A 24,825-nucleotide genomic window follows, 5' to 3' on the forward strand; every position below is an offset into this window, starting at 1 on the left:
GATTATTCCGGGAACTTCGAGACGATGATGAACATCACGGTGCCGGCGAGCATGGTGATGAAGGAATAGGTGTAGAGCGACAGCGCGAAAGGCTGGAACAGCATCAGGAAACCGATGGCGATCAGTGCGGTCGCGATGTTTTCCATCAGGCCGCGCCGCGCCCAGGCCGGCCAGCGCGATTTGCGTTTGACGGGATTGGTCATGCTCATTTGCGTACCGCGCCGAAGGTGATGCCGCGCAGCAATTGCTTGCGAAGCAGGATAGTGAAAACCAGGATCGGCACCAGGAAGATCGTCGTGCCGGCCGCCACAGCCGGCCAGTCCTGGCCGCCTTCGCCGATGATGGTCGGGATGAAGGGCGGCGCGGTCTGGGCCGTGCCCGAGGTCAAGAGTGCCGCGAAGGCATATTCGTTCCAGGCGAAGATCAGGCAGAAGATCGCGGTCGCGGCAATGCCGGTGGTCGCCTGCGGCAGCACAGTGCGCCAGAAGGCCTGCAGCCGCGTGTAGCCGTCGATCATCGCCGCTTCCTCATATTCGCGCGGGATCTCGTCGATGAAGCCTTTCAAGAGCCACACCGCCAGCGACACGTTGACCGCCGTGTAGAGCAGGATCATGCCGAGCGCGGTGTCCGACAGGCCGAGCTCGCGGTACATCAGGTAGATCGGAATGGCGACCGCGATCGGTGGCATGAAGCGGGTCGACAGGATGAAGAACAGAAGGTCGTCGGCGAGCGGAACCTTGAAGCGCGAGAAACCATAGGCCGACAGCGTGCCGAGAAAGACCGCGCAGAAGGTCGAGCCGAAGGCGATGATCAGCGAGTTGAGGAAGCGCGGCAGGAAGTTGGACGGGCCGGCGATCACCATGTTGCGCTTGCGCACGGTCTCGTCGCAGAAGCCGGTCGCCGGCCCCAGCGAGTTGATGTATTCCGGCGTCTGCCGCGTCCGCGTCGTGAACAGGTTGCAATAGCCTTCGATGCTCGGCTGGAACACGATTTTTGGCGGATAGGCGATCGAATCCGGCGGCGTCTTGAAGCTGGTGGCGAAGATCCACAACAGCGGCACGATCGAGATCAGCGCGTAGGCGATGATGATCGCGCCGGCGATGCGCTTCGAATTCGCTGACGGTGCGACGACCGAATGGGCAGTGGTCAGGCTCATCTCTGCTTCACCTTGTTGAGCGCCTTGACGTAGATGTTGGCCAGCCCGAACACCGCCACGAACAGGATGATGGCGAAGGCCGAGGAATAGCCGGTGCGCCAGCTTTCGAAAGCCTGCCGCTTCAGCGTGATCGAGGCGACCTCGGTGGTCGAGCCCGGCCCGCCGCCGGTCAGCAGGTTGACCATGTCGAACATCTTGAAGTTCTCGATGCCGCGAAACAGCACCGCCAGCATGATGAAGGGCAGCGCCATCGGCAGCGTGATCGACCAGAATTGCCGCCAGTTGGACGCGCGGTCGACCTCGGCCGCCTCATAGATGTATTCGGGGATGGAGCGCAGCCCGGCGAGGCAGATAAGCATCACGTAGGGCGTCCACATCCAGGTATCGACGATGATGATCGACCATGGCGCCAACGACACGTTGGAAAGCATCTGGATGCTTGTCGGCGGGATGCCGCTGACGAACGAGATGACATAGGAGAACAGGCCGATCTGCGGCTCGTAGAGGAAGCGCCAGAAATTGCCGACCACCGCCGGCGACAGCATCATCGGCACCAGGATCAGCGTCGTCCAGAAGGCGTGGCCGCGGAATTTCCGGTCGATCAGCCAGGCCAGGGTGAAGCCGATCAGCGTCTGCAACAGGATGGTCCAGAAAACGAAATGCGCCGTCGTCTGCATGGCGATCCAGATGTCCTGGTCGCCGAGGATGCGCTGATAGTTGGCAAAGCCGAGATTCTTCACCACTTCGTTCGGCCGGTTGGCCCGGAAGTTGGTGAAGGATAGGTAGATCGCCCAGAACAGCGGGAAGATGTTGATGGCCAGCAGCAACAGGATCGTCGGCGAAATGAACAGCCAGGCGAGGCCCTTGTCGCTGATGCCCCGGACCTTGCGAGCCAACGGTTCCGGGGTCGCCCGGGCAACGTTCTCCGCGGTCCGATTGAGCATGGTCAGTCCTGCTTCGGTCACTTGGGTCGTCTCTGTGATGGAATTTATCTGAACTGCGTCCCGTGCCAAGGGTGGCACGGGACGCGTCGGTCTGGCTCGGGAGGAGCCGGTTACATCTTGCCCCGGTTACATCTTGCCATCGTCCTGGAACACCTGGGTCCAGTCCTTGACCAGGCCGTCGAGTGCATCCTTGGCCGAACCCTGGCCGGCGACGACATAGTCATGGAAGCGCTTCTGCGAGGCCTGCAGCAACGGCGCGTAGCTCGGCTCGGCCCAGAAGTCCTTCACGATCGCCATCGAGTCGAGGAAGGCCTGCGCGTAGGGCTGGCTGGCGGGGAATTTCGGGTCCTTCACCACGGCGTTCAGGCAGGAATAGCCGCCGAGCGACCACCACTTGGCCTGCACGTCCTTGTTGGCGAACCACTTGATGTATTTCAGCGCCGATTCGTGCTTGTCGGAATAGGACACCACCGAGATGCCCTGGCCGCCGAGCTGGGCGAACTGGTCGCCGTCGGGTCCCTTCGGGTTGACGAAGTAACCGATCTTGTCGCCGCCGACATTCTCGTCCTTCTGCAGGCCGGGCCAGGTAAAGGCGAAGTTCATGTGCATAGCCACCTGTCCGGATTTGAAGGCATCGACGCCTTCGCCCATATAGCTGTTGGAGGCGCCGGGCGGCGTGCAGCAATCATAGAGCGCCTTGTAGAATTCCAGCCCCTTCACCGATTTCTCGGAATTGACGAAGCCTTCCATCTCGTAGGGCTTCTTCGGGTTCTCATACTGGAAGCCGTAGCTGTAGAGCACGTCCATGGCGCCCATGGTGATGCCTTCCGAGCCGCGCTCGGTGTAGATCGAGGCGCCATAGACCGTCTTGCCGTCGATCTGCCGCTTCTGGAAGAATTCGGCGATCTGTTTCAGCTGGTCGAAAGTGGCCGGCGGGCCGAGGTCCCAGCCATACTTTTCCTTGAATTCCTTCTGCAGCTCGGGCTTGGAGAACCAGTCCTTGCGATAGGTCCAGCCGACGACGTCGCCCATGGCCGGCAGCGCCCAGTAGTTCGGCGTGTTTTTCGGCCATTCCGAATAGCCGACGACGGTCGCCGGCACGAAGTCGTCCATGCTGATCTTCTCCTTGTCGAAGAAGTCGTTCAGCTTGACGTAGTGGCCGTTCTCGGCCGCGCCGCCGATCCACTGGCTGTCGCCGATGATCAGGTCGCACAATTTGCCGTGCGAGTTCAGTTCGTTGAGGAAGCGGTCGGCATAGTTGGTCCACGGCACGAACTCGAATTTCATGCCGATGCCGGTTTCCTTGGTAAAATCCTTGGACAGTTCGACGAGTGCGTTGGCCGGGTCCCACGCGGCCCAGCAAAGCGTCAGGTCTTCAGCGTGTGCGGCGTTTGAGACGGCTGTCGACGCTGCAATCGCCGAGGCCAGTCCCAACGCCAGTTTCAAGCTCGATTTCATGCCTTCCTCCCATTTGCGAAACGCGCCCGGATGACGGTTTCAAGAGCCTCAACCTCTCTCCTCAGAGGCCTAAACATGGCGGCGCCGGAGCACGGCAGATGTTTAGTAATTTGTTTAGTGATGCAATTTTTACTAAACAACGCAAGCGAATTCGTTGCTGCGTCGCAACATGACGAAACGGATGATTGAAATTGTTGGGAAATGGTCGCCGGATGTTTCTCCGGCAGCGGCTCAGCCGGCCTCGCTGATGGCGTTCGTCTGTGGCGCCACCGGCCGGACCGGCGGCGCGGGCGGCAGCAAGGCGCGTATGTCGGCGAAGGGAAATGTAGGCTCGAAGCGAAAAGCCTCGGCCAGAGAACCGGGGAAGGCGTTGCATTGGCCGGCGCGAAATTCATTCTGGATGCGCGCCCGGTCGACATATTGCTCCGGCCGCTGTGACCGGTGCATGCGGATCGCCTGTGTCTTGATATCCCGGTAGGCGGAAATATCGACATAGTGCGTCGGCGAGAACCCGGTGCCGCCCATCGTATCGGCATGCAGCACCGGAACCGCGAACGAGGCCGCGATGCGCACGCCGTCCGACAGCGCGCGGTGGTCGGCGTGATAGTCGTTGGACGCGTGCGTGATCACCAGCTCAGGCCCGGTCTCGCGGATCAGCGTTTTCAGCGCGCCGATGAGCGCGGCATCGGCCACCAGCTCGCCGTCGGGAAAGTCGAGAAAGCGTGGCGCGGCACCAAGTAGTGCTGCCGCCGCCGTTGCTTCCTCGCGGCGGACACGCGCAAGGACCGTGGCATCACTCTTGCCGCCCTTGGCCCCATCCGTGGCCGCGGCAAAAGTCAGTTCTGCGCCTTGCGCCGCGTAGGCGGCCAGAGTACCGAACATGAAGATCTCGATGTCGTCCGGATGCGCACCGAGCGCCAAAATTTTCAAGCTGCTCTCTCCCGGAAATGGAAAAACGTGCCGAACGGAATCCTGCTCGCTCTGCTCGCCTATGCAAGCTATTCGGGCAGCGATGCCGTTATCAAGAGCCTGGGCGGACAGTTCACCGTCTTCGAGATCGGGTTCTTCGCCACTTTGTTTGCCGGCTTTTTCCTGTTCTTCACCCGCCCGGCCGCTGAACGCTGGCGCGATTTCTGGCGCATGAAGCGGCCATGGGCAGTGCAGGCGCGCGCCTGGGCCGGCATCGCCTCCGGTGTGCTCAGCGTCTATGCCTTCACCCACATTCCGCTTGCCGAAGTCTACGCGCTGATCTTCCTGGCGCCCTTGCTTGTCACCATCCTGTCCACCGTCATCCTGAAGGAACAGGTCGGCCCCTGGCGATGGCTGGCGGTGGTGGCCGGCTTTGCCGGGGTGATGCTGGTGGTGCGGCCGGGTTTTCGCGAATTGAACCTCGGCCACCTGGCCGCCTTCGTGAACGCCTTCCTCGCAGCGGCCAGTGTCATCCTGCTGCGTTCGCTCGCCCAGCAGGAAAAGCGCACCTCGATGCTCGGCGTGCTTGTCGGCTATGGTCTGCTGTTCAACGGTGCGGGCGCTGCGGCCACCTCCTTCACCTTGCCGAATGCCATGCAGCTCGTCTGGCTGGCGATGGCCGGCGCCTTCACCGCGGGGGGGCAATTCATGCAGCTGCTCGCCGCCAAATACGCTCCCGCCAACCGGATCGCGCCGACGCATTATTCGCAGATCGTCTGGGCGGTGATCCTCGGCGCGCTGTTCTTCCAGGAATACCCGGACTGGCTGTCGCTGGTGGGCCTTGCGGTCGTCGGCGGGGCGGGACTGCTGACCATGGTGCGCGAGGAGGTGCGGCTGGGCACCGTGCGCTGGAACCCGTTTGCGCGCACCAGGCTTTGAGCCGACGCCGGTTGCACGGTGACCGTGACCGCTGATATGCGGACGCGATGACGACAAGATCCCTGCCGGAGCTTCCGGTATCCGCCGTGCTGCCGGCGCTGGGCGCGGCGCTGGCCGAACGCAACAGCGCCGTGCTGGTGGCGCCGCCCGGCGCCGGCAAGACGACGCTGGTGCCGCTGGCGCTGCTCGATGCGCCATGGCTGGGGACAGGCAAGATCGTCCTGCTCGAACCGCGCCGGCTCGCCGCCCGCGCCGCCGCGCGTCGCATGGCGCAATTGCTGGATGAGGAGCCCGGCGCGACCGTCGGCTATGCCATGCGCATGGAAAACCGCACCTCGGCCAAGACCAGGATACTGGTCGTCACCGAGGGCGTTCTGGCGCGCATGATCCTCGACGATCCCGAACTGCCCGGCGTCTCGGCGGTCCTCTTCGACGAATTCCACGAGCGCTCGCTCGACGGCGATTTCGGCCTGGCGCTGGCGCTCGACGTGCAGGGTGCGCTGCGGCCGGATCTGCGGCTGCTGGTGATGTCGGCGACACTGGATGGCGCGCGCGTGGCAAAACTCCTGTCGGGCGCGCCGGTGATCGAAAGCGAAGGCCGCGCCTTCCCCGTCGACATAGGCTACGACGAACGGCCGGCCGGCGTCCCGATCGAGGATGCGATGGCCAAGGGGATCCGCGCCGCCCTTGCCGACGAGAGCGGTAGCGTGCTTGCCTTCCTGCCCGGCCAGCGCGAGATCGAGCGCACCGCCGAACGGCTGGCCGGCAAGGTCGGCGCCGACACCGACATTGTGCCGCTCTATGGCCAGCTCGACGGCAAGGCGCAGGACGCCGCGATCAAGCCGGCGCCGCCGGGCCGCCGCAAGGTGGTGCTGGCGACGTCGATCGCCGAGACCTCCATCACCATCGACGGCGTGCGTGTCGTCATCGATTCCGGCCTGTCGCGCCTGCCGCGCTATGAGCCGGCGAGCGGCCTGACGCGGCTGGAGACGGTGCGCGTCAGCAAGGCATCCGCCGACCAGCGCGCCGGCCGCGCCGGGCGCACGCAGGCCGGCGTCGCCATCCGGCTCTGGCGCGCCGAACAGACGGCGGCACTTCCCGCCTTCACGCCGCCGGAAATCCTCGAAGCGGACCTTTCGGGCCTGTTGCTCGACTGTGCCGCCTTCGGCGTGGCCGACCCGACCGGTCTCGCCCTCCTCGATCCGCCGCCGGCGCCGGCGCTCAACGAGGCAAGGGTGCTGCTGCGCGCGCTCCATGCCATCGACGATGCGGGGCGTTTGACGGAAGCGGGCGCTTCGATGCGCAAGCTCGCTCTGCCGGTGCGGCTGGCGCATATGGTTGCCGAGGCCGCCAAGAGCGGCCATGCGGGCGAGGCGGCCATGCTGGCCGTGCTGCTCACCGAACGCGGCCTTGGCGGCGACGGCGCCGATCTGGAGCGGCGGCTGATGCGCTTTCGCGGGGAAAGATCGCCCCGCGCCACCGCCGCGCGCCAGCTCGCCGAACGGCTGGCCAAACAGGCCGGCGGCGCGAAGAACGGTGAACCCGTTTCCGCCGGCGCGCTCCTCGTGAACGCCTGGTTGGACCGCGTCGCCAAGGCGCGTGGCGAGCGCGGCCGCTTCGTGCTGGCCAATGGCTCCGGCGCCATGCTCGATGCCGCCGACCCGCTGGCCGGCGAGCCGTTTCTGGTCGTCGCCGACCTGCAGGGCAAGGCGCAGAACGCCCGCATCGCGGCTGCCGCGGCAATAAGCGAGGACGACATCCGCGCCACGCTGGCCGACCGGATCGAAACGCGCCGGCAGACCAGCTTCGATCGCGAGCGCCGCGCCGTGCGTGTGCGTGAAGCCGTTCGCCTTGGCGCCATCACGCTCGCCGAACGGATGCTGCCGGCTCCTTCAGGCGCCGATGCCGACCGCGCCATAATAGATGCGCTGCGCGAGCACGGCCTGTCGCTGCTCGGGTGGAGCAGGGAGGCCGAGACGCTGCGCCAGCGGCTGTCCTGGCTGCATCGTGGCCTCGGCGCACCCTGGCCCGACATGTCGGATGAAGCGCTGATCGAACGCCTCGACGACTGGCTGCTGCCCTTCCTGTCGGGGGCGGCGTCCCTGGCCGCCATCGATCCCGGAGTTGTCTCGGCCGCCCTGGCCTCGCTCGTGCCGCACGAGCTGCAGCGCAAGGTCGATGCACTGGCGCCGACGCATTTCGATGCGCCGTCCGGCAGTCATGTGCCGATCCGCTATGACGGCGAATGGCCGGTTCTGGCGGTGCGCGTGCAGGAGCTGTTCGGCCTCGACCGCCACCCCTCGATTGCCAACGGCACCGTGCCGCTGACACTCGAGTTGCTGTCGCCGGCGCACAGGCCGATCCAGACGACACGCGACCTGCCCGGCTTCTGGCGCGGCTCCTGGGCCGATGTGCGCGCCGACATGCGCGGGCGCTATCCCAAGCATGTCTGGCCGGAAAATCCGCTGCTTGCCGCCGCTACAGCCCGTGCCAAGCCACGCGGGAGCTAGCGCTCCTGCTTTCCCGGCTGTAATCCATGGCCATGATCAACATCCTGAACGCGCCCGATTTTCAGCAAAGCCAGCGGCTGCGCCTCAACACGCTGATCCGGCTGCGCTGGCTGGCCATTGTCGGCCAGAGCGTGGCGGTGCTCGTCGTTGCCTATGGATTGAAATTCCCGCTCCCTGTCAGCCTGTGCTTCGCGCTGATCGCCTGTTCGGCGTGGATGAACCTGTTCCTGGCCTTCCGCTTTCCGGCGGCGCACCGGCTCACCCCATTTGCCGCCTTCGGCATCCTGATCTTCGACAGCCTGCAGCTTGCCGGGCTGCTCTACATGACCGGCGGCCTGACCAATCCGTTCTCGCTGCTGATGACCGTGCCTGTCGTCATTTCGGCGACGTCGCTGCCGCTACGCCTCACCGCCATCCTCGGCGGGCTGGTGATGCTGGCGGCGACCTTGCTGGTGTTCTTCCATCTGCCGTTGCCCTGGTATGAAGGCGCGCCGCTGGCCATGCCTTTCATCTATGTCGCCGGCATGTGGATGGCGGTGCTGTCCTCGATCGCCTTCACCGCCATGTATGCCTTCCGGGTGGCCGCCGAAGCGCGGCTTTTGGCCAATGCGCTTGCCGCCACCGAGCTGGTGCTGCAGCGCGAACAGCACCTTTCGGCGCTCGACGGCCTGGCGGCGGCGGCCGCGCATGAGCTCGGCACGCCGCTCGCCACCATCACGCTCGTCGCCAAGGAGATGGAAAAGGCGCTCGGCAGCGACCCGAAATACGCGGAAGACGTGAAGCTGCTGCGCTCGCAAAGCGAACGCTGCCGCGAAATCCTCAAGCGCCTGACCAGCCTTTCGTCGGAGGGCGAGGCGCATCTGTCCCGCTTGCCGCTGACGTCGCTGGTCGAGGAGGTCACCGCGCCGCATCGCGACTTCGGCATCTCGATCAAGCTTCGCCCGGGCGAGCGCACCGGGCCGGAGCCGGTCGGGCGCCGTAACCCGGGCGTCATCTACGGTCTCGGCAATCTGGTCGAGAACGCCGTCGATTTCGCCCGCAAGAGCGTCACCGTGCGCTGGAGCTGGGACGAGGCGACCGTCACCTTCTCGATCATCGATGACGGGCCTGGTTTCCCACCCGAAATCATCGACCGCATCGGCGAGCCCTATATGTCGACGCGCCAGGGCACCGAGGCCGGCGGCGGCCTGGGACTCGGCCTGTTCATCGCCAAGACTCTGCTCGAACGCTCGGGCGCCACGCTCGATTTCCGCAATTCGAGCGGCCTGGGCGAGGGCGCCGTGGTGCAGATTTCGTGGCCCAGATCGGTCTTCCTGAACCCGGAAACGGCCCCGGCCACCATGTTTGACACTGCGTGAATTGGACAATAGCGGCGCAAAACTATATCTGCGTAAAATTAAGGCAGCAGGAATTCTTACGACGATGACAGGCGATGAAAATATTGGAGCAATGGTTGAAGGCGAGGACACCTCGCTTCTGATCGTCGATGACGACAAGCCGTTCCTCACGCGTCTCGCCCGGGCCATGGAAACCAGGGGTTTTGTGGTCGAGACCGCCGAGAGCGTCGAGGAGGCCGTGGGCAAGGCCCGCGCCAATCCGCCGGCCTACGCCGTGGTCGACATGCGGCTCGGCGACGGCAACGGTCTCGATGTCGTCGCCGCCATCCGCGAGAAGCGCGAGGATTCCCGCACCATCATCCTGACCGGCTACGGCAACATAGCCACCGCGGTGACCGCGGTGAAGCTTGGCGCCGTCGACTATCTGTCGAAGCCTGCCGACGCAGACGACATCTTCGCCGCCCTCACCCGCACCTCGGGCGAGCGCGCCGCACCGCCGGAAAACCCGATGTCGGCCGACCGCGTGCGTTGGGAGCATATCCAGCGCGTCTACGAAATGTGCGAGCGCAACGTTTCCGAAACAGCGCGCCGGCTCAACATGCATCGCCGCACGCTGCAGCGCATACTGGCCAAGCGCGCGCCGCGTTAGGATCCAGGACACGCAAGGCAATTGCCTTGGGCCGATTTCGAGTTCACGGTGGAGGCCGTCAATTCTCAAAGTCAGCGCCGCCCCTCATCGCCCTGCCGGGCACTTCTCCCCGTATAGTGACGGGGAGAAGGGGGCTGGCCGCGATGCCGGCGCCCTTCTTGCGACGTTGGCGATTGGCGAAATCGGCGATGACAGCGCCCCTCTCCCCGTCACTATACGGGGAGAGGATGCCGGCAGGCAGGTGAGGGGCGGCACCGGCGTTTGGATAGTGAAGCCTGCTGATCAGGCGGCTTAACGGAGGCGACATGCAGGATTTGAAGCAGCGGCCGGTTTCCGTCTTCCGCGAATTCCTCGACAGCGAGGCGGCCGGCGGCATCATCCTGATGGTGGCGGCGGCACTCGCCTTGATCGTCGCCAACTCACCGCTCGCCGAAACCTATTTCTCCGTTCTCCATGCCTATATCGGCCCACTCAGCGTCTCGCACTGGGTCAATGACGGGCTGATGGCGGTGTTCTTCCTGCTCGTCGGGCTGGAGATCAAGCGCGAGATGCTGGACGGCCAGCTGTCGACCTGGCCGCGCCGCGTGCTGCCCGGCATCGCGGCGGCCGGCGGCATGGTGGTTCCGGCGCTGGTCTATGTCTTGATCAACCGCAACAATTCGGCGGCACTCTCCGGCTGGGCGATCCCGACCGCCACCGACATCGCCTTCGCGCTTGGCGTGCTGTCGCTGCTCGGCAGCCGTGTGCCGGCTTCGCTGAAAGTCTTCCTGACCGCGCTCGCCATCATCGACGACCTCGGCGCCGTCATCATCATCGCCATCTTCTATACGAGCGGCCTGTCGCTCGCCTATCTCGGCGCCGCCTTCACCGTCATTGCGGTGCTTGTCGTGCTCAACCGCATGCGGGTGATGACGCTGGTCCCCTATCTCGTGCTCGGCGCAATCCTGTGGGTATTGGTGCTGAAATCGGGCGTCCACGCCACGCTTGCCGGCGTTGCGCTGGCGCTGACCATTCGGCTCGAGCGCTCCGCCGGGATCGGCCACGATCTCGACCATTCGCCGCTGCACCGGCTCGAGCATGGCCTGCACAAGATCGTGCCCTTTTTCGTCATCCCGATCTTCGGTTTCGCCAATGCCGGCGTTTCGCTCGCCGGCCTGAGTTTTGGCGCGCTGATCGAGCCGCTGACGCTGGGCGTCGCCGCCGGCCTGGTGGTCGGCAAGCTGGTCGGCGTGTTCGGCTCCTCGGCACTCGCCATAAGGCTCGGCCTGGCCGACCTGCCGGCCCATGCCGGATGGTCGCATATGATCGGCATCTCGCTGCTCTGCGGCATCGGCTTCACCATGAGCCTGTTCATCGGCCTGCTCGCCTTTGCCGGCGACGTGGCCCTGCAGGATGCGGTCAAGGTCGGCATCCTCGCCGGCTCCTTCGTCGCCGCCATCTTCGGCGCCGCCGTGCTGCTGATGGCGCCGGCCGCGGGTGGGGCGGAAGACGGTGAGGAGTAGCGGCGCGGTTCGCGGTTCCGCGAACTATTCGCTCTCCCCTTCCAGCGCCGGCACCGAGACGCCGGCCAGTTCCGCCGCCAGCAGCCGCGCCGCACCGGCGCGCGCGATGCGCAGCATCAGCGCCTTGCGCGTTGCCGCCGCCATGCGGTGCTCCGGCGCCTCGCGTAGGATCTCGGCGCCATAGCCGTCGGAGAGGATGAAGCCGCACTCTTCCGGAAAGATCTCCGCCGGCACGCCGGGATGGGTGGCGAAGAAGAAGCGGTCGGAATGCAGCCGGTAATCGGGCCATTTGCGGTCGACCCGGAAATCCTCGATCGAGGATTTGATCTCGATGATCCAGATGTCGCCCTGGCGGGTCAGCGCCACGAGGTCGGCGCGACGGCCGGTGGCCAGCGACAGTTCAGGCAGCACATGCGCGCCCATCGCCATGAGCAGCCGCTGCACGCCGCGCCGCACCAGCATGGCGCGTTCGGACTGGCGACCGTCGATGAGGGGGTTGATTGCGATGGGGGAAATGATCGGCATGGCAGGCACCATGCCAGATTTTGTTCACGGTTTGAACTCTTTTGTGATGGGGGATTGTATGGTCGACAAACCCAGAGTGAAATAGGTATTTTGTCCTAGGCGGGCCGGCGGCCTATTTTTTGAGGATCAGGCATTCTGACGCTGGGATACCACCAGCCATATCGATCTTCTTGTTGATCAGACCGGGAGGAAGAGTGCTCTCAACAACAAACCCGAGCTGCTTGCATGCAGTTACACATCGCGCCACGGCGGGGTCGATATTACCTCCGCCTAGGGAAGTAGGGGCAGTCGTTTGCCCGCATGATGCGCGTGCGCCGTCTGCTTCCCGACGCATCTCAAAGGATTGAACGCTATCCATCGCACCGCATCCGGCGCTGCCTAACGCCACAGCGGCGATCGCAAGGCGAGTTGGTTTGTTCATGGTGCTTGCCCCGTGCGGCGTTACGTTACCCGCTACCCCAGCCGTAGGGGAAGGCTACAGGTCGACTGCCGCTATTCCTTCGGCTTCTTCTTCGGTCGGTCGTCGGGATGCATCCACCAATCTGGTCGGGCGTCTTCTTCTGGTCGGCTTATGATAGGCGATATTATACGCGGGCAGACCTACAACCGATGCAGGCCCGTAGGGGGTGGTGGTAGGGAAGTCGAATCTGTCTAGCAGACCGATGCAGACCCCTGCGGCTGGGAATCAGTTCGATTCGCGCTGACGTACGCGTTGTTTTTCGAGGAACCGCTTGGCGTGTTCCCCCCACTCCGCTGCCGTGGTTTTGTGCTCTTGAACGTATGTGTCGAAAGCCTTGCGCAGAGCGTCCAGGTCCAAAGCCCAAAACTGCTTGTCTTTTTCGTCGTTCAACATTGTGTCACCAGGCCCATTGGGCTGACGGTATGCCCTTCAAGTCAAGCCTTCAAGAACCGATCCTGACTTCTTTTGGGTGTATCGGCCTTAAATATTCATCCCGTGGAAGTGCGGAACAGGTTCTGCTCTCTGAAGTTGGCAGTCCATGGGCAGGACTTCAGTCTTAATTGAGATGAAGCTAATATAGATATAGCTTAGGCAGTGCGGAGACGATCCCAAAAGCCTGACCCGCAACGACCCGGCACGACCCCATGTCCCCCCGACTGCGAGCGTGCCGGGTCGTTCCTGCGGGGCGTGGCAATCGGCGCATCCAAGGCGCGATCGCTCGCGCAACATTGGTCTGTCGATCATGCAATCGCTCTATGCCGGCCGATTGGGTTGGCGAACCGCAGCCCTAGGGGCCTTCCGTGATCGCGCAATATCCGGGTGGGGGCAGTCTGGTATTCATCTCTGTGGAGCCCTATGTCGTGGCGATCAACTTGCGTTCTTCACTAGAGAGCGGCAAGACTAAAGTCTTGCGTGCCGGTGTACAAAGGTCTGAGGGGACCTTTTAGGTTCCTCAAATGTCCATTAGACGTTCCATTACTTTAGATAGTCGGCATATAAGGGTTGGCGTAAGGAATATGCCTGGCGGAATGGCCGGCGCAGTTTGGCTTTGGGTTATAGGGGGCTGCACCGGCCATTGCGGGTTTGGGCTTTGGGTGTGATTGTCCCCGCGCTGATTAACCTATATGTATATTAGCAATCGCGCAAATAAGACTGAAGTCCCTGGTTCCACCGGACCTGGCCGGACGTCCTCATAATCTTGATTTTCGCCAGCCAGCCTTCCGGGCTTCTTGCTCCGAACAGAACCAGCGTTCGCCCTTCCACAAGCTGATCCGGGTCTCGTTGTAATATTGCTGTCCGGGAACGTGATAGATGCGCTCGCCCGTATTGTAGCTGATGTTTCCCTTGATGTTGCAGCCCACCAGAGGCGGCCCGGCCTTGACTGCGATCAGGCTGGCCAGGATGGCGATCGCCGCGGCAATCAATGTCCACCAGATGGTGTTGCGCGAGGGACGCCAATGCCGGCGACGCCTGGCGCGCCTTCGCCAGCGGTCGGAACGATTGTCGTAGCGAGACTTGTCCACTCCCCCTCCCGAGGGGAGAATGCCGCCGCTCCGGCGATGTGTCTATAAGCATTGTCTAACTTAATGGCGCGCCGTCCCGGCCGGCAGAGGGCGAACAACGGCGCCCAATGCGGTGGATGACGGAAAGCCATCTCTCTCGCTCTGCCCAAAATCCCTTGCTGGGGTCTGCTATGGTCTCGCCGGGACGGGTTTGTCGCCAGGCGCCGCGGCCCCTGCCATGTCATCCAGGATCGGGCAATCCGGCCGCTCGTCGCCATGGCAGGCGTGGATCAGTTTCTGCAGGGTCGAGCGCATCGACTGCAGCTCGCGCACCTTCTCCTCGATGGCCGTGACATGGGCGGCGGCGATCTCGCGCACGTCGGCGCTGGCGCGGCCGCGATCCTGGTAAAGCGCCATCAGCTGGCGGCAATCGTCGATGGAAAAGCCGAGGTTGCGCGCGCGGCGCAGGAAGGTCAGCCGATGGATGTCGTCACCGGAATAATCGCGGTAACCGTTGGCGGCGCGCGCCGGCGCGATCAGGCCGATCTCCTCATAGTAGCGGATGGTCTTGGCCGGCAGGCCTGAACGATGGGCGGCGTCGCCGACATTCATGGCGTTGTCCTCGATCTTGCCGGGCCCGCGAGTCAGGCCCATTGAATTTCCTTCACAATCCGGTGAAGGCTGTTGCCGAAATGCCATACTGATACGCTTACCAGCACGTAAGTCCCAGCATATAGGCATCGTGCGCTTGGCAAGCAAAGCAAATGCCAGCATGAATGAAGGCAAGAAAGCGGCCGACTCGTGCCGCTGAAGTTTGGGCAGGGCACCGGATCATCTCATGCGCATGAAGTCGCTTGCAATAATTGCCGCATTGGCGCTGTCCACGGCCATCGCCGGCTGCAGCACCATAGGCGGACAGATCTTCTCCAACGACTACGGCGCAGTGACCGATGCTGGCTACCAACTGCCGCGCGTCCCGATCGAAAAGGTGCCGAGGCAGTATCGCCGGCAGGAAGTGAACTACGACACCAAGGAAAAGCCGGGCACCATCATAGTCGATACGCAGAACAAGTACCTCTACTTCGTCGAGGGTGACGGCCTGGCGATCCGCTACGGCATCGGCGTTGGTCGCGAAGGCTTCGAGTGGCACGGCACCGCCCATATCGCGCTGAAGCGCGAATGGCCGACCTGGACGCCGCCCCGCGAAATGATCAGGCGCCAGCCGGAACTGGCGAAGTTCGCCAATGGCATGGAGCCGGGCCTGAAGAACCCGCTTGGCGCGCGCGCCATGTATCTCTTCAACAAGGGCGGCGACATGGGCTACCGCCTGCACGGCAGCCCGGAATGGAATTCGATCGGCAAGGCGATGTCGTCCGGCTGCATCAGGCTGATGAACCAGGACATCATCGATCTCTATGACCGCGCCTCGGTCGGCGCCAAGGTCATCGTGATGTAAGGACCATGATCCCTCGCGGGATCACGGTCAAACGAGAAGACAAGTTCATACGCGGACCGTCTAGGCAACAACGGACGTCCCAAACAGAAAACCGGGCAATTCGGCCCGGTTTTTTGTTTTTTACGACTGAAGTCGTGCTGGCAACGGGGACGATCAGGCGACCTGTTCGACCTGCTGCACTTCCGGCACGAAATGCCGAAGCAGGTTCTGGATGCCGTGCTTCAGCGTCGCCGTCGATGACGGACAGCCGGCGCAGGCACCCTTCATGTGCAGGAACACCGTGCCGTTCTCGAAGCCGCGGAAGGTGATGTCGCCGCCATCCTGGGCCACCGCCGGGCGCACCCTGGTGTCGAGCAGTTCCTTGATTGTAATGACCAGTTCCTCGTCCGCCTTGTCGTAGAACTCGCCGGTCTGGCTGGTCTCCGCGGCCGGGCCGCTTTTCGCCATGACAGGGGCACCCGACATGAAATGCTCCATGATGGCGCCGAGGATCGCCGGCTTCAGGTGCTGCCAGTCGGGACCGTCCTTGGTCACCGTGATGAAATCGTAACCGAAGAAGACGCCGGTGACGCCGGGGATTTCGAACAGCCGGCCGGCCAGGGGCGAGGCCGTTGCCGCACTGTCGGCATCGCGGAAATCGGCGGTACCTTCCACCAGCACTTCCTTGCCGGGCAGGAATTTCAGCGTCGCCGGATTGGGCGTCGATTCGGTCTGGATGAACATGGCCGTCTCCGTGCCCGCTACGGGCAGATAGTTTGGAATAGTTCTAAATAGGCTTTATCGGCTGGACATTCAAGCGAAACGCATCGCCCGAACGACTGGCTTGCGGAATGTTTTTGCTGGCTGGGGGACAGAATCCCGGGCGGGCGTCAGGCGAGGCTGTCGATCTCCTCGTCCGACAGATTCTGCGGCACCACCGTGACCGGAATGGGGAAGGCGGCGCCCTTGCCGGCCACGGCACCGACCAGCGGCCCGGGACCTTCCTTGCCGGCGCCGGCCGCCAGCACCAGGATGGCGATGTCCTGGTCCTCCTCGATCAGTTTGTGGATCTCTTCCGTCGGCTTGCCTTCACGCACCACCATCTCCGGCTCGATGCCGAGCTTCTGGCGTACCTTGTTGGCGTAGCCATCGAGAGCCGCCCGCGCCGTGGCGTTCGCCTCCTCGCGCATGATCTTCTCGACGCCCAGCCAATGCTGGAAATCGTCCGGCACGATGACATAGAGCAGCACCAGCGTGCCGCTGGTGCTCTGCGCCCGCTTCGAGGCGTAGGCGACGGCGCGCTCGCACTCGGGCGTATCGTCGATGATCGTCAGGAATTTCCTGCGATGACCGGCTTCGCGGCTGAGGCGTTTGGAGACCATGTCTATCTACCTAGTGTCGTGATTTCGAAGTTCGCCTGCTTTCGATATCGCGCTCCGAGCGAACTTCGAAATCAAAAACGACACTGGAAATCAATAGTTTGCTCGTGTCACTGATTTTGAAATTCGCATTGCCCTTGATATCTCTGGCGAATTTCAAAATCAGTGACGCGAGTGCGTTTTCGGCCGCAATCTGCCACCGCCGCCGACCGGCGGCAAGCCGCCGACCTTAGGCCAGTATGTCTTGCGCCGGAATGGTGCGCTGCACTGACGATGCGGATCAGTTCTGAAGCAGCCCGATGATGTCGCGCACCGTCGTCATCGTCGCTTCGGCGAGCACGCCGGCGCGTTCGCCGCCGTCCCTGAGCACCGCGTCCACATAGGCGCGGTCGCCTTCGATGCGGCGCATCTCGCCGGCGATCGGCGCCAGCTTCTCCACCGCAAGGTCGGCCAGTGCCGGCTTGAACACGGAAAACTGCTGGCCGCCGAATTCCCTCAGCACGTCGGCCTTCGACATCTCGGCCAGCCCGGCATAGATGCCGACCAGGTTTTCCGCTTCCGGCCGGCTTTCCAGCCCGTCGACTTCGCTCGGCAAAGCCTCGGGATCGGTCTTGGCCTTGCGGATCTTCTTCGAGATGGTGTCGGCATCGTCGGTCAGGTTGATGCGTGACAGGTCCGACGGGTCCGACTTCGACATCTTCTTCGAACCGTCGCGCAGGCTCATGATGCGCGCCGCTGGGCCGCCGATCACCGGTTCGGTGATCGGGAAGAAGCCGTTCACGGTCTCCTCGCCGACCTGCATCGCGACGCCAACGCCAAGCCGGGCGATGCGGTCGGAAAAATCATTGTTGAATTTCTGGGCGATGTCGCGGGTCAGCTCCAGATGCTGCTTCTGGTCCTCGCCCACCGGCACATGCGTGGCGCGGTAGAGCAGGATGTCGGCAGCCATCAGCGAGGGATAGGCGAGCAGGCCCAGCGAAGCATTTTCGCGGTCCTTGCCGGCCTTGTCCTTGAACTGCGTCATCTTGTTCATCCAGCCGATGCGCGCGACGCAATTGAAGATCCAGGCAAGCTCGGCATGCTGCATCACCCGCGACTGGTTGAAGACGATGTGCTTCTTCGGGTCGATGCCGGAGGCAAGGAAGGCGGCGGTGATCGAGCGCGTCTGGTCGGCAAGGTCGTCATAAACGAGTTGCGCGGTCAGCGAATGCAGGTCGACGACGCAGTAGATGCAATCGGACGTGTCCTGCAGGGCGACGAATTTCTTGATGGCGCCGAGATAGTTGCCGAGATGCAGGTTGCCGGTCGGCTGGACGCCGGAAAAGACGAGTGGCTTGAAGGCGGACATGGGTTCCTCATGGCTTGTGGAGGGCCGTATAAGCATGATTCCAAAAAGTTGCAGACTTTTTGGAGCCAATCACGCGGCTGGAAACCGCGCGCGGCGAAAGTCTTGCGACGGCGCGCTTATGGACGACGGGTGAAAAACCGGCAAGAGGTATCAGCGGGCTGGGCGGAACTTTGCCAGCAGCCGCGTGCCTTTTGCAACAATGCTTCGCCACCCCAACGGGGTCACCACTATGTCGGCAACGCCGATGCCGCTGCGTCCCGCGGGTCTTTGCAATCTGGTGAGATGAAGCTCCAGAATCGTATGATCGTGCCTTCGCAGCGCCACTTCAAACGTCGCTTGTGCGTTCCAGAGATTGCCTTCCTGGCGCACGTTGCAAAGGCTTGCCACAGCCGGCTGTCCGTTTGCGGACAATTTGAGCTCGGTCAGCGCCTCGCGTAGGGGGTGCCGGATGTCCAGGCGAATCCGCGCCTTGCCGGCATATTTGAACGGCACAAGCAGCTTTGGGCGCGGATTGCAGCCGACCCACAATACCCAGTCGCCGCCCGCTTCGAGTGGAAACCAGTCGAGCGCTTTTGGCGAGTTGTCCTGCTTGATGACCTCGCGCTGTCTGAGCTTGCGCAGATCCGGGCGGACGACGCCCTTGGCCATCGCATTCTGACTCGAAACCTGACCATTTTCATAGCGCTCGTAGTCCGGATGAACGACGATCATGTAAGCGCCGGCGGCCTTCGCCTTGGCCAGTTCGGACGCCAGATAGCCGTCATATCCCGGCCGGGCTATTCGCCGGACCATTCGCTCCTGCTCGTCCGAAGTGTGGCTCGTATAACTCAGGTAGCGGTGGCCGGCCGCGAACTTGTGGACAGTGACCCGCTGTGTCGAGACAAAATTCATCCCGGACCTTGCCGCCCGCAAAAGGAAATCCGCGTCAACGGGCGCTGTGATCTCTTTGGCATGGCGCCATTTCCCAATTCGATCGGTGACGTCGCGTCGGTGACCGAAACTGGAAGGCGGGAAGAAGTGCCTGAGAGCGGTGTCCGATTCGTCGAAAATGCCGGTCACCCACCGAAAATTGCTTGCCCTGGGGCCATGAAAGATCGCGCCGCTCACGACAAAGTCCGGCTGCGGGTTGTGCCGGAAAAGATCTGCCAGTGCCTGGAGATGGTCCGGAGCCCAGATATCGTCATGACCGAGATAGGCAATGTATTGCCCGCGCGACATCTCTATGCCCGCATTGTTGGGGAAGGCTTGGCTGCCGCCGCGCTCGGGCAGGTTCAGCCAGCGGATTTGCGGAGACGCGAGCGCCCGAACCACATCGGCGGTATCGTCAGTGCAGCAATCGCCTACCACCAACAGCTCGAAGTCCCGACAGGTCTGGCGCAGCACCGATTGTATCGACGGAAGAATATGTCTGCCGCGATTGTAGGTGGCCATGATGACGGAAAACGTGGTCATGTTTATCCGAATTTGTAAGGGATGCCTGGATGATCGTAGGGGATTCGTGATTTGTCCGGATGTTTAGGATCGTAGACGGTTGTCGGCATGTTGATGAATGTCGCGATGCTCTTGCCCCGATTCTGAATCCCGTGAACGATACAGGGCGGAATCGTCAGCAGGATCTTGTTCGCCGCACCGACGTCGAGGACCTCCAGTTTTTGGTATGTCGGGCTATCCTCGCGCAGATCGTAGAGTACGACCCTGAGGTCGCCATTTGTATAGGCGAGCCGGTCGAACTGTCGTTTGTGATAGACCCACGCCCTGATCGATCCCGCCTCGGCCGATACCAGATAGACATGTGGCGGCGGACTTATGGGCTCCAGCAGTGCCGACATGAGGACCGTAAGCTCGCCACGCTTGTCGCCCCTTGTAACCAGCCGCTGCATCCGCACGCCCGCTATCGGATTTTCAATGGAAATGTCTTCCAGAAGCGGAACGTCGTCTCCCCAAGGCTGATCATCAACAAAATCTTCGAGTGATAGCCTGTCCATCGAGCCCTCCAACGTTAGTGGCAACGCAATCTAGGCTTGTCCTGCTGTCAGTCGGCGCCAAAGGCAATACACGAAGAGGCGATGGCGCCTCAGCACTCGCATATCCACAGGGTTCAAGGCGGTCGCACGGCATCCGCGGCGGCAGTATCAAGAGTCCGGTGATCGTCAGCCGACAGGCGGCGATCCCTTACGCCCGATATTTCTCCGGATCATGCCGAAATCAGCGCCGCCGGTGGCAAAGGCGGTGACGAAGTAGAGCAACGCCCCGCCGGCCACCAACGCCAGCAGCGTCGTCGCCTTGACGACCAGCGGCGAGCCGGGACCGAGCCTGGCGGCCAGCCAGTGCTCGGCGAAATACAGCGCCACCGCCATCACCGCCGCCGACAGCACCAGTCGGGGAATGCGCTTCAGGAGCGGCACGTCGCGGCCCCAATGGCCGCGCCGGATCAAGACCGCAAGCAGCATCAGCGCGTTGACCCAGCCGGCCACGGCCGAGGCCACCGCAATGCCGGGTGCGCCCATCCTGGGAAACAGCGTCAGCGCGGTGGCGACGTTCACCGCCACCGAGATGGCGGCGAAGATCATCGGCGTGCGCGTGTCCTCGCGGGCGAAATAGCCCGGGGTGAAGGCCTTGATCAGCACGAAGGCCGGCAGGCCAAGGCCGAAGATCGCCAGGATCGCCGCCACGGTCGGCGTCGAATGGTTGGCGGCGAACGCGCCGCGCTCATAGACCAGCCGCACGATCGGCTCCGACATCACCCAGAGCGCCGCCGCCGCCGGCAGCGTCATGAACAGGGTGAATTCGACGGAGCGGTTCTGTAGATTGGCCGCCTCGATGAGATTGCCCGATTTCAGCGCCCGCGACAGTTCCGGCAACAGCACGATCGCCACCGCCACGCCGACGACACCGAGCGGCAGCTGGTAGACGCGGTCGGCATAGGCGAGTGAGGACACCGCACTGTCCTGCGCCGACGCGATCGCCGTGCCGATCAGCTGGTTGATCTGGGTGATGCCGCCGGTGATCGCCGCCGGCAGGGCCAGGATCAGCAGGCGCTTGACGTTCGGCGTCATCTTCGGCCGGCGGAAGCCGATCGAGATGCCGGCATTGCGCACCGCCACCCACACGATGGCGAGCTGCACAAGCCCCGCAGCCAGCACGCCCCAGGACAGGCTGAAGCCTACGGCATGCGCGTCCAGCCCGCGGTACCAGGCATAGCCAAGCACGCTGATCAGGATGATGTTGAGGAAGGCGGGCGCGATCGCCGCCGCGAAATAGCGGCGCAGCGAATTCAGCATGCCGGCCATCATGGCCGCCAGCGACATGCAGATGAGATAGGGGAACATGATCGTCGCCAGCAGGACGGTCGTCTCGAACTTGCCCGGCGTGTCGGCAAAGCCAGGCGCCACCAGGTAGCGCACGAGCAGCGGCATCGCCAGTTCCATGGCGATGGTCAGCGCCAGCAGTGCCGAGAACAGCACGCCGAACACTTCCTCGGAAAAACGTTTGGCGCCGTCGGTGCCGTGCGTCTCGATCTCCTTGGCAAACAGCGGTACGAAGGCGGCGTTGAAGGCGCCTTCCGCGAACAGCCGGCGAAAGGTGTTGGGGAATTGGAACGCCGCGTTGAAGGCGTCGGCCACCGGTCCGGTGCCGAGCGCTGCCGCCATCAGCATCTCGCGGCCGAAACCGAGCGCGCGGCTCATCAGCGTGCCGGAAGCGACGGTAGCGAATTTCTTGACGAGGCTCATGCGTTCGAAGACTGCCTTAGAGCGGTTTTCCCGGAAAAAGCGCGTCGCGCTTTGCCTCGGGAATTGCGTTGGAACAAAAAGCTGGAGCGGTTCGCCGTTTCCATGAAACAATGAACAGCCCTGGAGCGTGGGACAAGGTGGGGATGGCAGTCACTCGGCGGCCGCCTTGGCCTTGCCGCCGCGTTCGGGCGAGATGCCTTCGAGCGTTGTCGTCAGCCGGTTGCGGATGGTGGCGATGCGGGTCGGGCTGTCGATCTTCTGGCCGGTGAGGTCCGTGACATAGAAGGTGTCGATGACCTTTTCGCCGAAAGTGGTGATGTGTGCCGATGCGATGTCGAGCGACAGGTCGGACAGCGTGCCGGTGATCTCCGACAGCAGGCCCGGGCGGTCGAGCCCCTCGACCTCGATGACCGAAAACCGGTTCGAGAGCGTATTGCGGATTTCGGCGCGTGGCGGGATCTTGAACACCTTGGCGCCGCGCTTTGGCTTGGTGCGCTTCTCGATCATCTCCGGCAGCCAGCTCTTGCCCGACAGCACGTCCTCGATCAGCCGGCCGACACGCTCGGCGCGCCGGCGTTCGTCCTCGTCACGGTCGAATTCCCTCGAAATCAGGATGGTGTCGAGCGCGCGGCCGTCGGCGGTGGTGAAGATCTGCGCGTCGACGATATTGCCGCCGGCGCCGACGCATGCCCCGGCAATGACCGAGAGGAGACGGGGATGGTCCTGCGCCAGCACGGTGATTTCGGTCACCGCCTCGAACTGGTGGGTCTTGACCATGGTGGCGAGCTTCTTGCCGGCGGCGTCGGCCTCGCGGACGAATTCGGCGTGGCGCAGCTGATCCGGCAGGTCGACGGTCAGCAGGTAGTTCTCGTAATGCAGCCCGACATAGCGCTTGCGGTCCTTGTTGGACCAGTCGGCGAGCGCCTCGGCCAGGCGTTCGCGCGCCGCCGCCGTGCGCTTGGCGCGCGACACTTCCGAAAAACCGCCGGTCAGCAGCAGTTCTGTCTCGTAATAGAGCGTGCGCAGCAACTGGCCCTTCCAGCCGTTCCACACACCCGGCCCGACACCCCTGATGTCGCAGACGGTGAGGACCAACAGCAGCTTCAGCCGCTCGACCGACTGCACGATCGAGGCGAAATCCTCGATGGTCTTGCGGTCGTTGAGGTCGCGGGTCTGCGCCGTCATCGACATGACGAGGTGGTTCTCGACCAGCCAGGCGACGGTTTCCGTGTCCGCCACCGACATCCCCATATGCGGGCAGATGCGCCGTGCGATGCGGGCGCCGGCCTCGGAATGATCTTCCGGCCTGCCCTTGGCGATGTCGTGCAGCAAGATGGCGACATAAAGCGCCTCGCGGCTCTTCTTGAGGCCGGGCATCAGCGAATGCGACAGCGGATGCACCTTTTCGCCATCGCCGCGCTCGATCTCGGCCAGCACGCCGATGCATCGGATCAGGTGCTCGTCGACCGTGTAGTGGTGGTACATTGAGAACTGCATCATGGCGACGATCTTGCCGAAATCGGGGATCAGCCTGCCCAGCAGCCCGGCCTCGTTCATGCGCCGCAGATTGAGTTCGGCATTGCGGTCCGAGGTCAATATGTCGAGGAACAGCCGGTTGGCCTCTTCGTCGCGCCGCAGCGATTTGTTGACCAGGCCGAGCGAGCGGGTGAGCAGTTTCAGCGCATCGGGATGGAATTCCAGCCCGTGCTTGTCGGCGAACCAGAACAGCCTGAGCAGGTTGACCGGATCGCGCTCGAACACCTGGTCGTCGGCGATGTTGATGCGGTGGTTGTCGACAATGAAATCGGAAGTGCCGGCAAGCTTGCGCTTGCGGCGCTGGAAGGTGAGGAAGATGCGGTTGAAGCCGGGAACGTGCTTGGCTTGTTCCTCCTCGAGCGCCGCGCAGAAGATGCGGGTCAGGTCGCCGACATCCTTGGCGACGAGGAAATAGTGCTTCATGAAGCGCTCGACCGCCGACAGGCCGGGATGGGTGGTGTAGCCGAGCCGCTCGGCGATCTCGCGCTGGATGTCGAAATGCAGCCGCTCCTCCGCCTTGCCGGTGAGGAAATGCATGTGGCAGCGCACTGCCCACAGGAAGTCCTCGGCCTTCTGGAACTCGCGGTACTCGGCCTCGGTGAAGACGCCCTTTTCGACCAGTTCCTCGCCGGTGCGCACGCGGTAGAAATACTTGCCGATCCAGAACAGCGTCTGCAGGTCGCGCAGGCCGCCCTTGCCATCCTTGACGTTGGGCTCGACCAGATAGCGGCTTTCGCCGGCCTTGGCATGGCGATCGTCGCGTTCGGCAAGCTTGGCCTGGACATATTCGGGGCCGGTCGTGCGCACCACCTCATGGTCGAAGCGCAGCATCAGTTCGTCATAGAGCTTGCGTTCGCCCCACAGGAAGCGCGCTTCGAGGATCGAGGTGCGGATGGTGATGTCGGTGCGCGACAGCCGCAGGCACTCATCGATGTTGCGGGTGGCGTGGCCGACCTTCAAGCCGAGATCCCACAGCATGTAGAGCATGTATTCGACGGTCTGCTCGCCCCATGGCGTCTGTTTGTAGGGCAAGAGGAACAGAAGATCGATGTCGGATCCCGGCGCCAGTGTGCCGCGGCCATAGCCGCCGACCGCCACGACGGCCATGCGTTCGGCCGACGAACGGTTCTTCACGCGGTAAACATGCGTCGCCGCGAAATCGTAAAGCGCCCGGATCAGCTCATCCATCAGATGCGACAATCGCTCGGCGCAGGCATTGCCGCCGCCATCCTGCTTCAGCATGGCCTCGGCAATCCTTCGGCCTTCGGCGAGCCGGGCCTTGAGAAGCTGCAACACGCCGGCGCGGGCGGCGGGTCCCGAACCATCACCCGCCGTGGCCGTCGTCAGCGCGGTCATCTCGCGGCGCAAGGCTTCGCCGTCGATCAGTTCGTCGAGCTTCAAGGAGATTTTCGCCATAGGTATCAGTCGGCCTTGCCATTTGGGCGGCGTCTATAGCGTGTTTTCGCGGCGCTGGGTATGGGGCCTGCTGGTGGCCCGGCAAGCGA

The 24,825-nt window shown here is 63.3% G+C and carries 23 protein-coding genes; 6 read left to right on the top strand and 17 right to left on the bottom strand.

The window, feature by feature from the left end:
* Positions 1–2: 2 nt before the first annotated feature.
* From FJV83_RS13635 to FJV83_RS13655, 5 genes are all read right to left on the bottom strand, one after another.
* Positions 3–209 carry a hypothetical protein gene (locus FJV83_RS13635; protein ID WP_095771666.1) on the bottom strand — a complete coding sequence of 69 codons (207 nt, stop codon included), beginning with the start codon at positions 207–209 and terminating at the stop codon, positions 3–5.
* Positions 206–1,156, bottom strand: coding sequence for a carbohydrate ABC transporter permease (locus tag FJV83_RS13640; protein WP_010913114.1), 951 nt, complete (start codon positions 1,154–1,156; stop codon positions 206–208). The genes FJV83_RS13635 and FJV83_RS13640 overlap by 4 nt, the downstream gene beginning before the upstream one ends.
* The gene (locus tag FJV83_RS13645) at positions 1,153–2,100 is read right to left on the bottom strand and encodes a sugar ABC transporter permease (protein WP_095771946.1); all 948 of its coding nucleotides are present in this window, start codon (positions 2,098–2,100) and stop codon (positions 1,153–1,155) included. Before FJV83_RS13645 ends, FJV83_RS13640 begins: the two co-directional genes overlap by 4 nt.
* A 126-nt stretch (positions 2,101–2,226) precedes the next feature.
* Positions 2,227–3,558: an ABC transporter substrate-binding protein gene (locus tag FJV83_RS13650; RefSeq protein ID WP_095792002.1), complete on the bottom strand. Its 1,332-nt coding sequence runs from the start codon at positions 3,556–3,558 to the stop codon at positions 2,227–2,229.
* A gap of 231 nt (positions 3,559–3,789) precedes the next feature.
* Positions 3,790–4,488: a PIG-L deacetylase family protein gene (locus FJV83_RS13655; RefSeq protein ID WP_142886151.1), complete on the bottom strand. Its 699-nt coding sequence runs from the start codon at positions 4,486–4,488 to the stop codon at positions 3,790–3,792.
* Positions 4,489–4,515: 27 nt separating this feature from the next.
* Here FJV83_RS13655 and FJV83_RS13660 point away from each other — a divergent pair, with 27 nt between their 5' ends.
* The 5 genes from FJV83_RS13660 (at position 4,516) to nhaA (ending at position 11,404) form a co-directional block, all read left to right on the top strand.
* Positions 4,516–5,406, top strand: a complete 891-nt coding sequence (locus FJV83_RS13660; RefSeq protein ID WP_142886152.1) for a DMT family transporter — start codon at positions 4,516–4,518, stop codon at positions 5,404–5,406.
* 47 nt (positions 5,407–5,453) lie between these two features.
* A complete protein-coding gene (hrpB, locus tag FJV83_RS13665; protein ID WP_142886153.1) occupies positions 5,454–7,916 on the top strand; it encodes an ATP-dependent helicase HrpB in 2,463 nt (820 codons plus the stop codon).
* A gap of 26 nt (positions 7,917–7,942) precedes the next feature.
* Positions 7,943–9,274 (top strand): ActS/PrrB/RegB family redox-sensitive histidine kinase, encoded by a 1,332-nt coding sequence (locus FJV83_RS13670; RefSeq protein ID WP_142886154.1) that lies wholly within the window; start codon positions 7,943–7,945, stop codon positions 9,272–9,274.
* A gap of 64 nt (positions 9,275–9,338) precedes the next feature.
* On the top strand, positions 9,339–9,902 hold the full coding sequence (locus tag FJV83_RS13675; protein ID WP_010913121.1) for an ActR/PrrA/RegA family redox response regulator transcription factor: 564 nt from the start codon (positions 9,339–9,341) through the stop codon (positions 9,900–9,902).
* Between the two features lie 305 nt (positions 9,903–10,207).
* Positions 10,208–11,404 (top strand): Na+/H+ antiporter NhaA, encoded by a 1,197-nt coding sequence (gene nhaA, locus FJV83_RS13685; RefSeq protein WP_142886155.1) that lies wholly within the window; start codon positions 10,208–10,210, stop codon positions 11,402–11,404.
* 24 nt (positions 11,405–11,428) lie between these two features.
* On the opposite strand, the gene FJV83_RS13690 is transcribed toward nhaA, so the two are convergent.
* The 5 genes from FJV83_RS13690 to cueR form a co-directional block, all read right to left on the bottom strand.
* Positions 11,429–11,929: an MmcB family DNA repair protein gene (locus FJV83_RS13690; protein ID WP_167470424.1), complete on the bottom strand. Its 501-nt coding sequence runs from the start codon at positions 11,927–11,929 to the stop codon at positions 11,429–11,431.
* A gap of 112 nt (positions 11,930–12,041) precedes the next feature.
* On the bottom strand, positions 12,042–12,350 hold the full coding sequence (locus FJV83_RS13695) for a hypothetical protein (RefSeq protein ID WP_142886156.1): 309 nt from the start codon (positions 12,348–12,350) through the stop codon (positions 12,042–12,044).
* Between the two features lie 264 nt (positions 12,351–12,614).
* Complete coding sequence (locus FJV83_RS36410) at positions 12,615–12,782, bottom strand: hypothetical protein (RefSeq protein ID WP_019862884.1); 168 nt, start codon at positions 12,780–12,782, stop codon at positions 12,615–12,617.
* 797 nt (positions 12,783–13,579) lie between these two features.
* Positions 13,580–13,912, bottom strand: a complete 333-nt coding sequence (locus tag FJV83_RS13700; protein ID WP_142876239.1) for a hypothetical protein — start codon at positions 13,910–13,912, stop codon at positions 13,580–13,582.
* 168 nt (positions 13,913–14,080) lie between these two features.
* Positions 14,081–14,503 carry a Cu(I)-responsive transcriptional regulator gene (gene cueR, locus FJV83_RS13705; protein WP_095792167.1) on the bottom strand — a complete coding sequence of 141 codons (423 nt, stop codon included), beginning with the start codon at positions 14,501–14,503 and terminating at the stop codon, positions 14,081–14,083.
* Positions 14,504–14,729: 226 nt separating this feature from the next.
* Here cueR and FJV83_RS13710 point away from each other — a divergent pair, with 226 nt between their 5' ends.
* Positions 14,730–15,347 carry a L,D-transpeptidase gene (locus FJV83_RS13710; RefSeq protein WP_095771676.1) on the top strand — a complete coding sequence of 206 codons (618 nt, stop codon included), beginning with the start codon at positions 14,730–14,732 and terminating at the stop codon, positions 15,345–15,347.
* A gap of 153 nt (positions 15,348–15,500) precedes the next feature.
* On the opposite strand, the gene FJV83_RS13715 is transcribed toward FJV83_RS13710, so the two are convergent.
* The 7 genes from FJV83_RS13715 to FJV83_RS13745 all read right to left on the bottom strand — a co-directional run bounded on the left by FJV83_RS13715 (position 15,501) and on the right by FJV83_RS13745 (position 24,736).
* On the bottom strand, positions 15,501–16,070 hold the full coding sequence (locus tag FJV83_RS13715; protein WP_095771677.1) for a NifU family protein: 570 nt from the start codon (positions 16,068–16,070) through the stop codon (positions 15,501–15,503).
* Between the two features lie 146 nt (positions 16,071–16,216).
* Complete coding sequence (locus FJV83_RS13720; protein ID WP_010913128.1) at positions 16,217–16,708, bottom strand: universal stress protein; 492 nt, start codon at positions 16,706–16,708, stop codon at positions 16,217–16,219.
* Between the two features lie 277 nt (positions 16,709–16,985).
* Positions 16,986–18,053 carry a tryptophan--tRNA ligase gene (trpS, locus tag FJV83_RS13725; protein ID WP_142886157.1) on the bottom strand — a complete coding sequence of 356 codons (1,068 nt, stop codon included), beginning with the start codon at positions 18,051–18,053 and terminating at the stop codon, positions 16,986–16,988.
* Between the two features lie 150 nt (positions 18,054–18,203).
* Positions 18,204–19,505 carry a glycosyltransferase gene (locus tag FJV83_RS13730; protein WP_142886158.1) on the bottom strand — a complete coding sequence of 434 codons (1,302 nt, stop codon included), beginning with the start codon at positions 19,503–19,505 and terminating at the stop codon, positions 18,204–18,206.
* 2 nt (positions 19,506–19,507) lie between these two features.
* A complete protein-coding gene (locus FJV83_RS13735) occupies positions 19,508–20,038 on the bottom strand; it encodes a dTDP-4-dehydrorhamnose 3,5-epimerase family protein (protein ID WP_142886159.1) in 531 nt (176 codons plus the stop codon).
* 165 nt (positions 20,039–20,203) lie between these two features.
* The gene (gene murJ / locus FJV83_RS13740; protein ID WP_095771681.1) at positions 20,204–21,784 is read right to left on the bottom strand and encodes a murein biosynthesis integral membrane protein MurJ; all 1,581 of its coding nucleotides are present in this window, start codon (positions 21,782–21,784) and stop codon (positions 20,204–20,206) included.
* A 150-nt stretch (positions 21,785–21,934) separates the two neighbouring features.
* Positions 21,935–24,736 (bottom strand): [protein-PII] uridylyltransferase, encoded by a 2,802-nt coding sequence (locus FJV83_RS13745; RefSeq protein WP_142886160.1) that lies wholly within the window; start codon positions 24,734–24,736, stop codon positions 21,935–21,937.
* Between the last annotated feature and the right edge of the window lie 89 nt (positions 24,737–24,825).

The sequence above is a fragment of the Mesorhizobium sp. WSM4307 genome (genome assembly GCF_007003945.1).
Classification (GTDB): Bacteria; Pseudomonadota; Alphaproteobacteria; order Rhizobiales; family Rhizobiaceae; genus Mesorhizobium.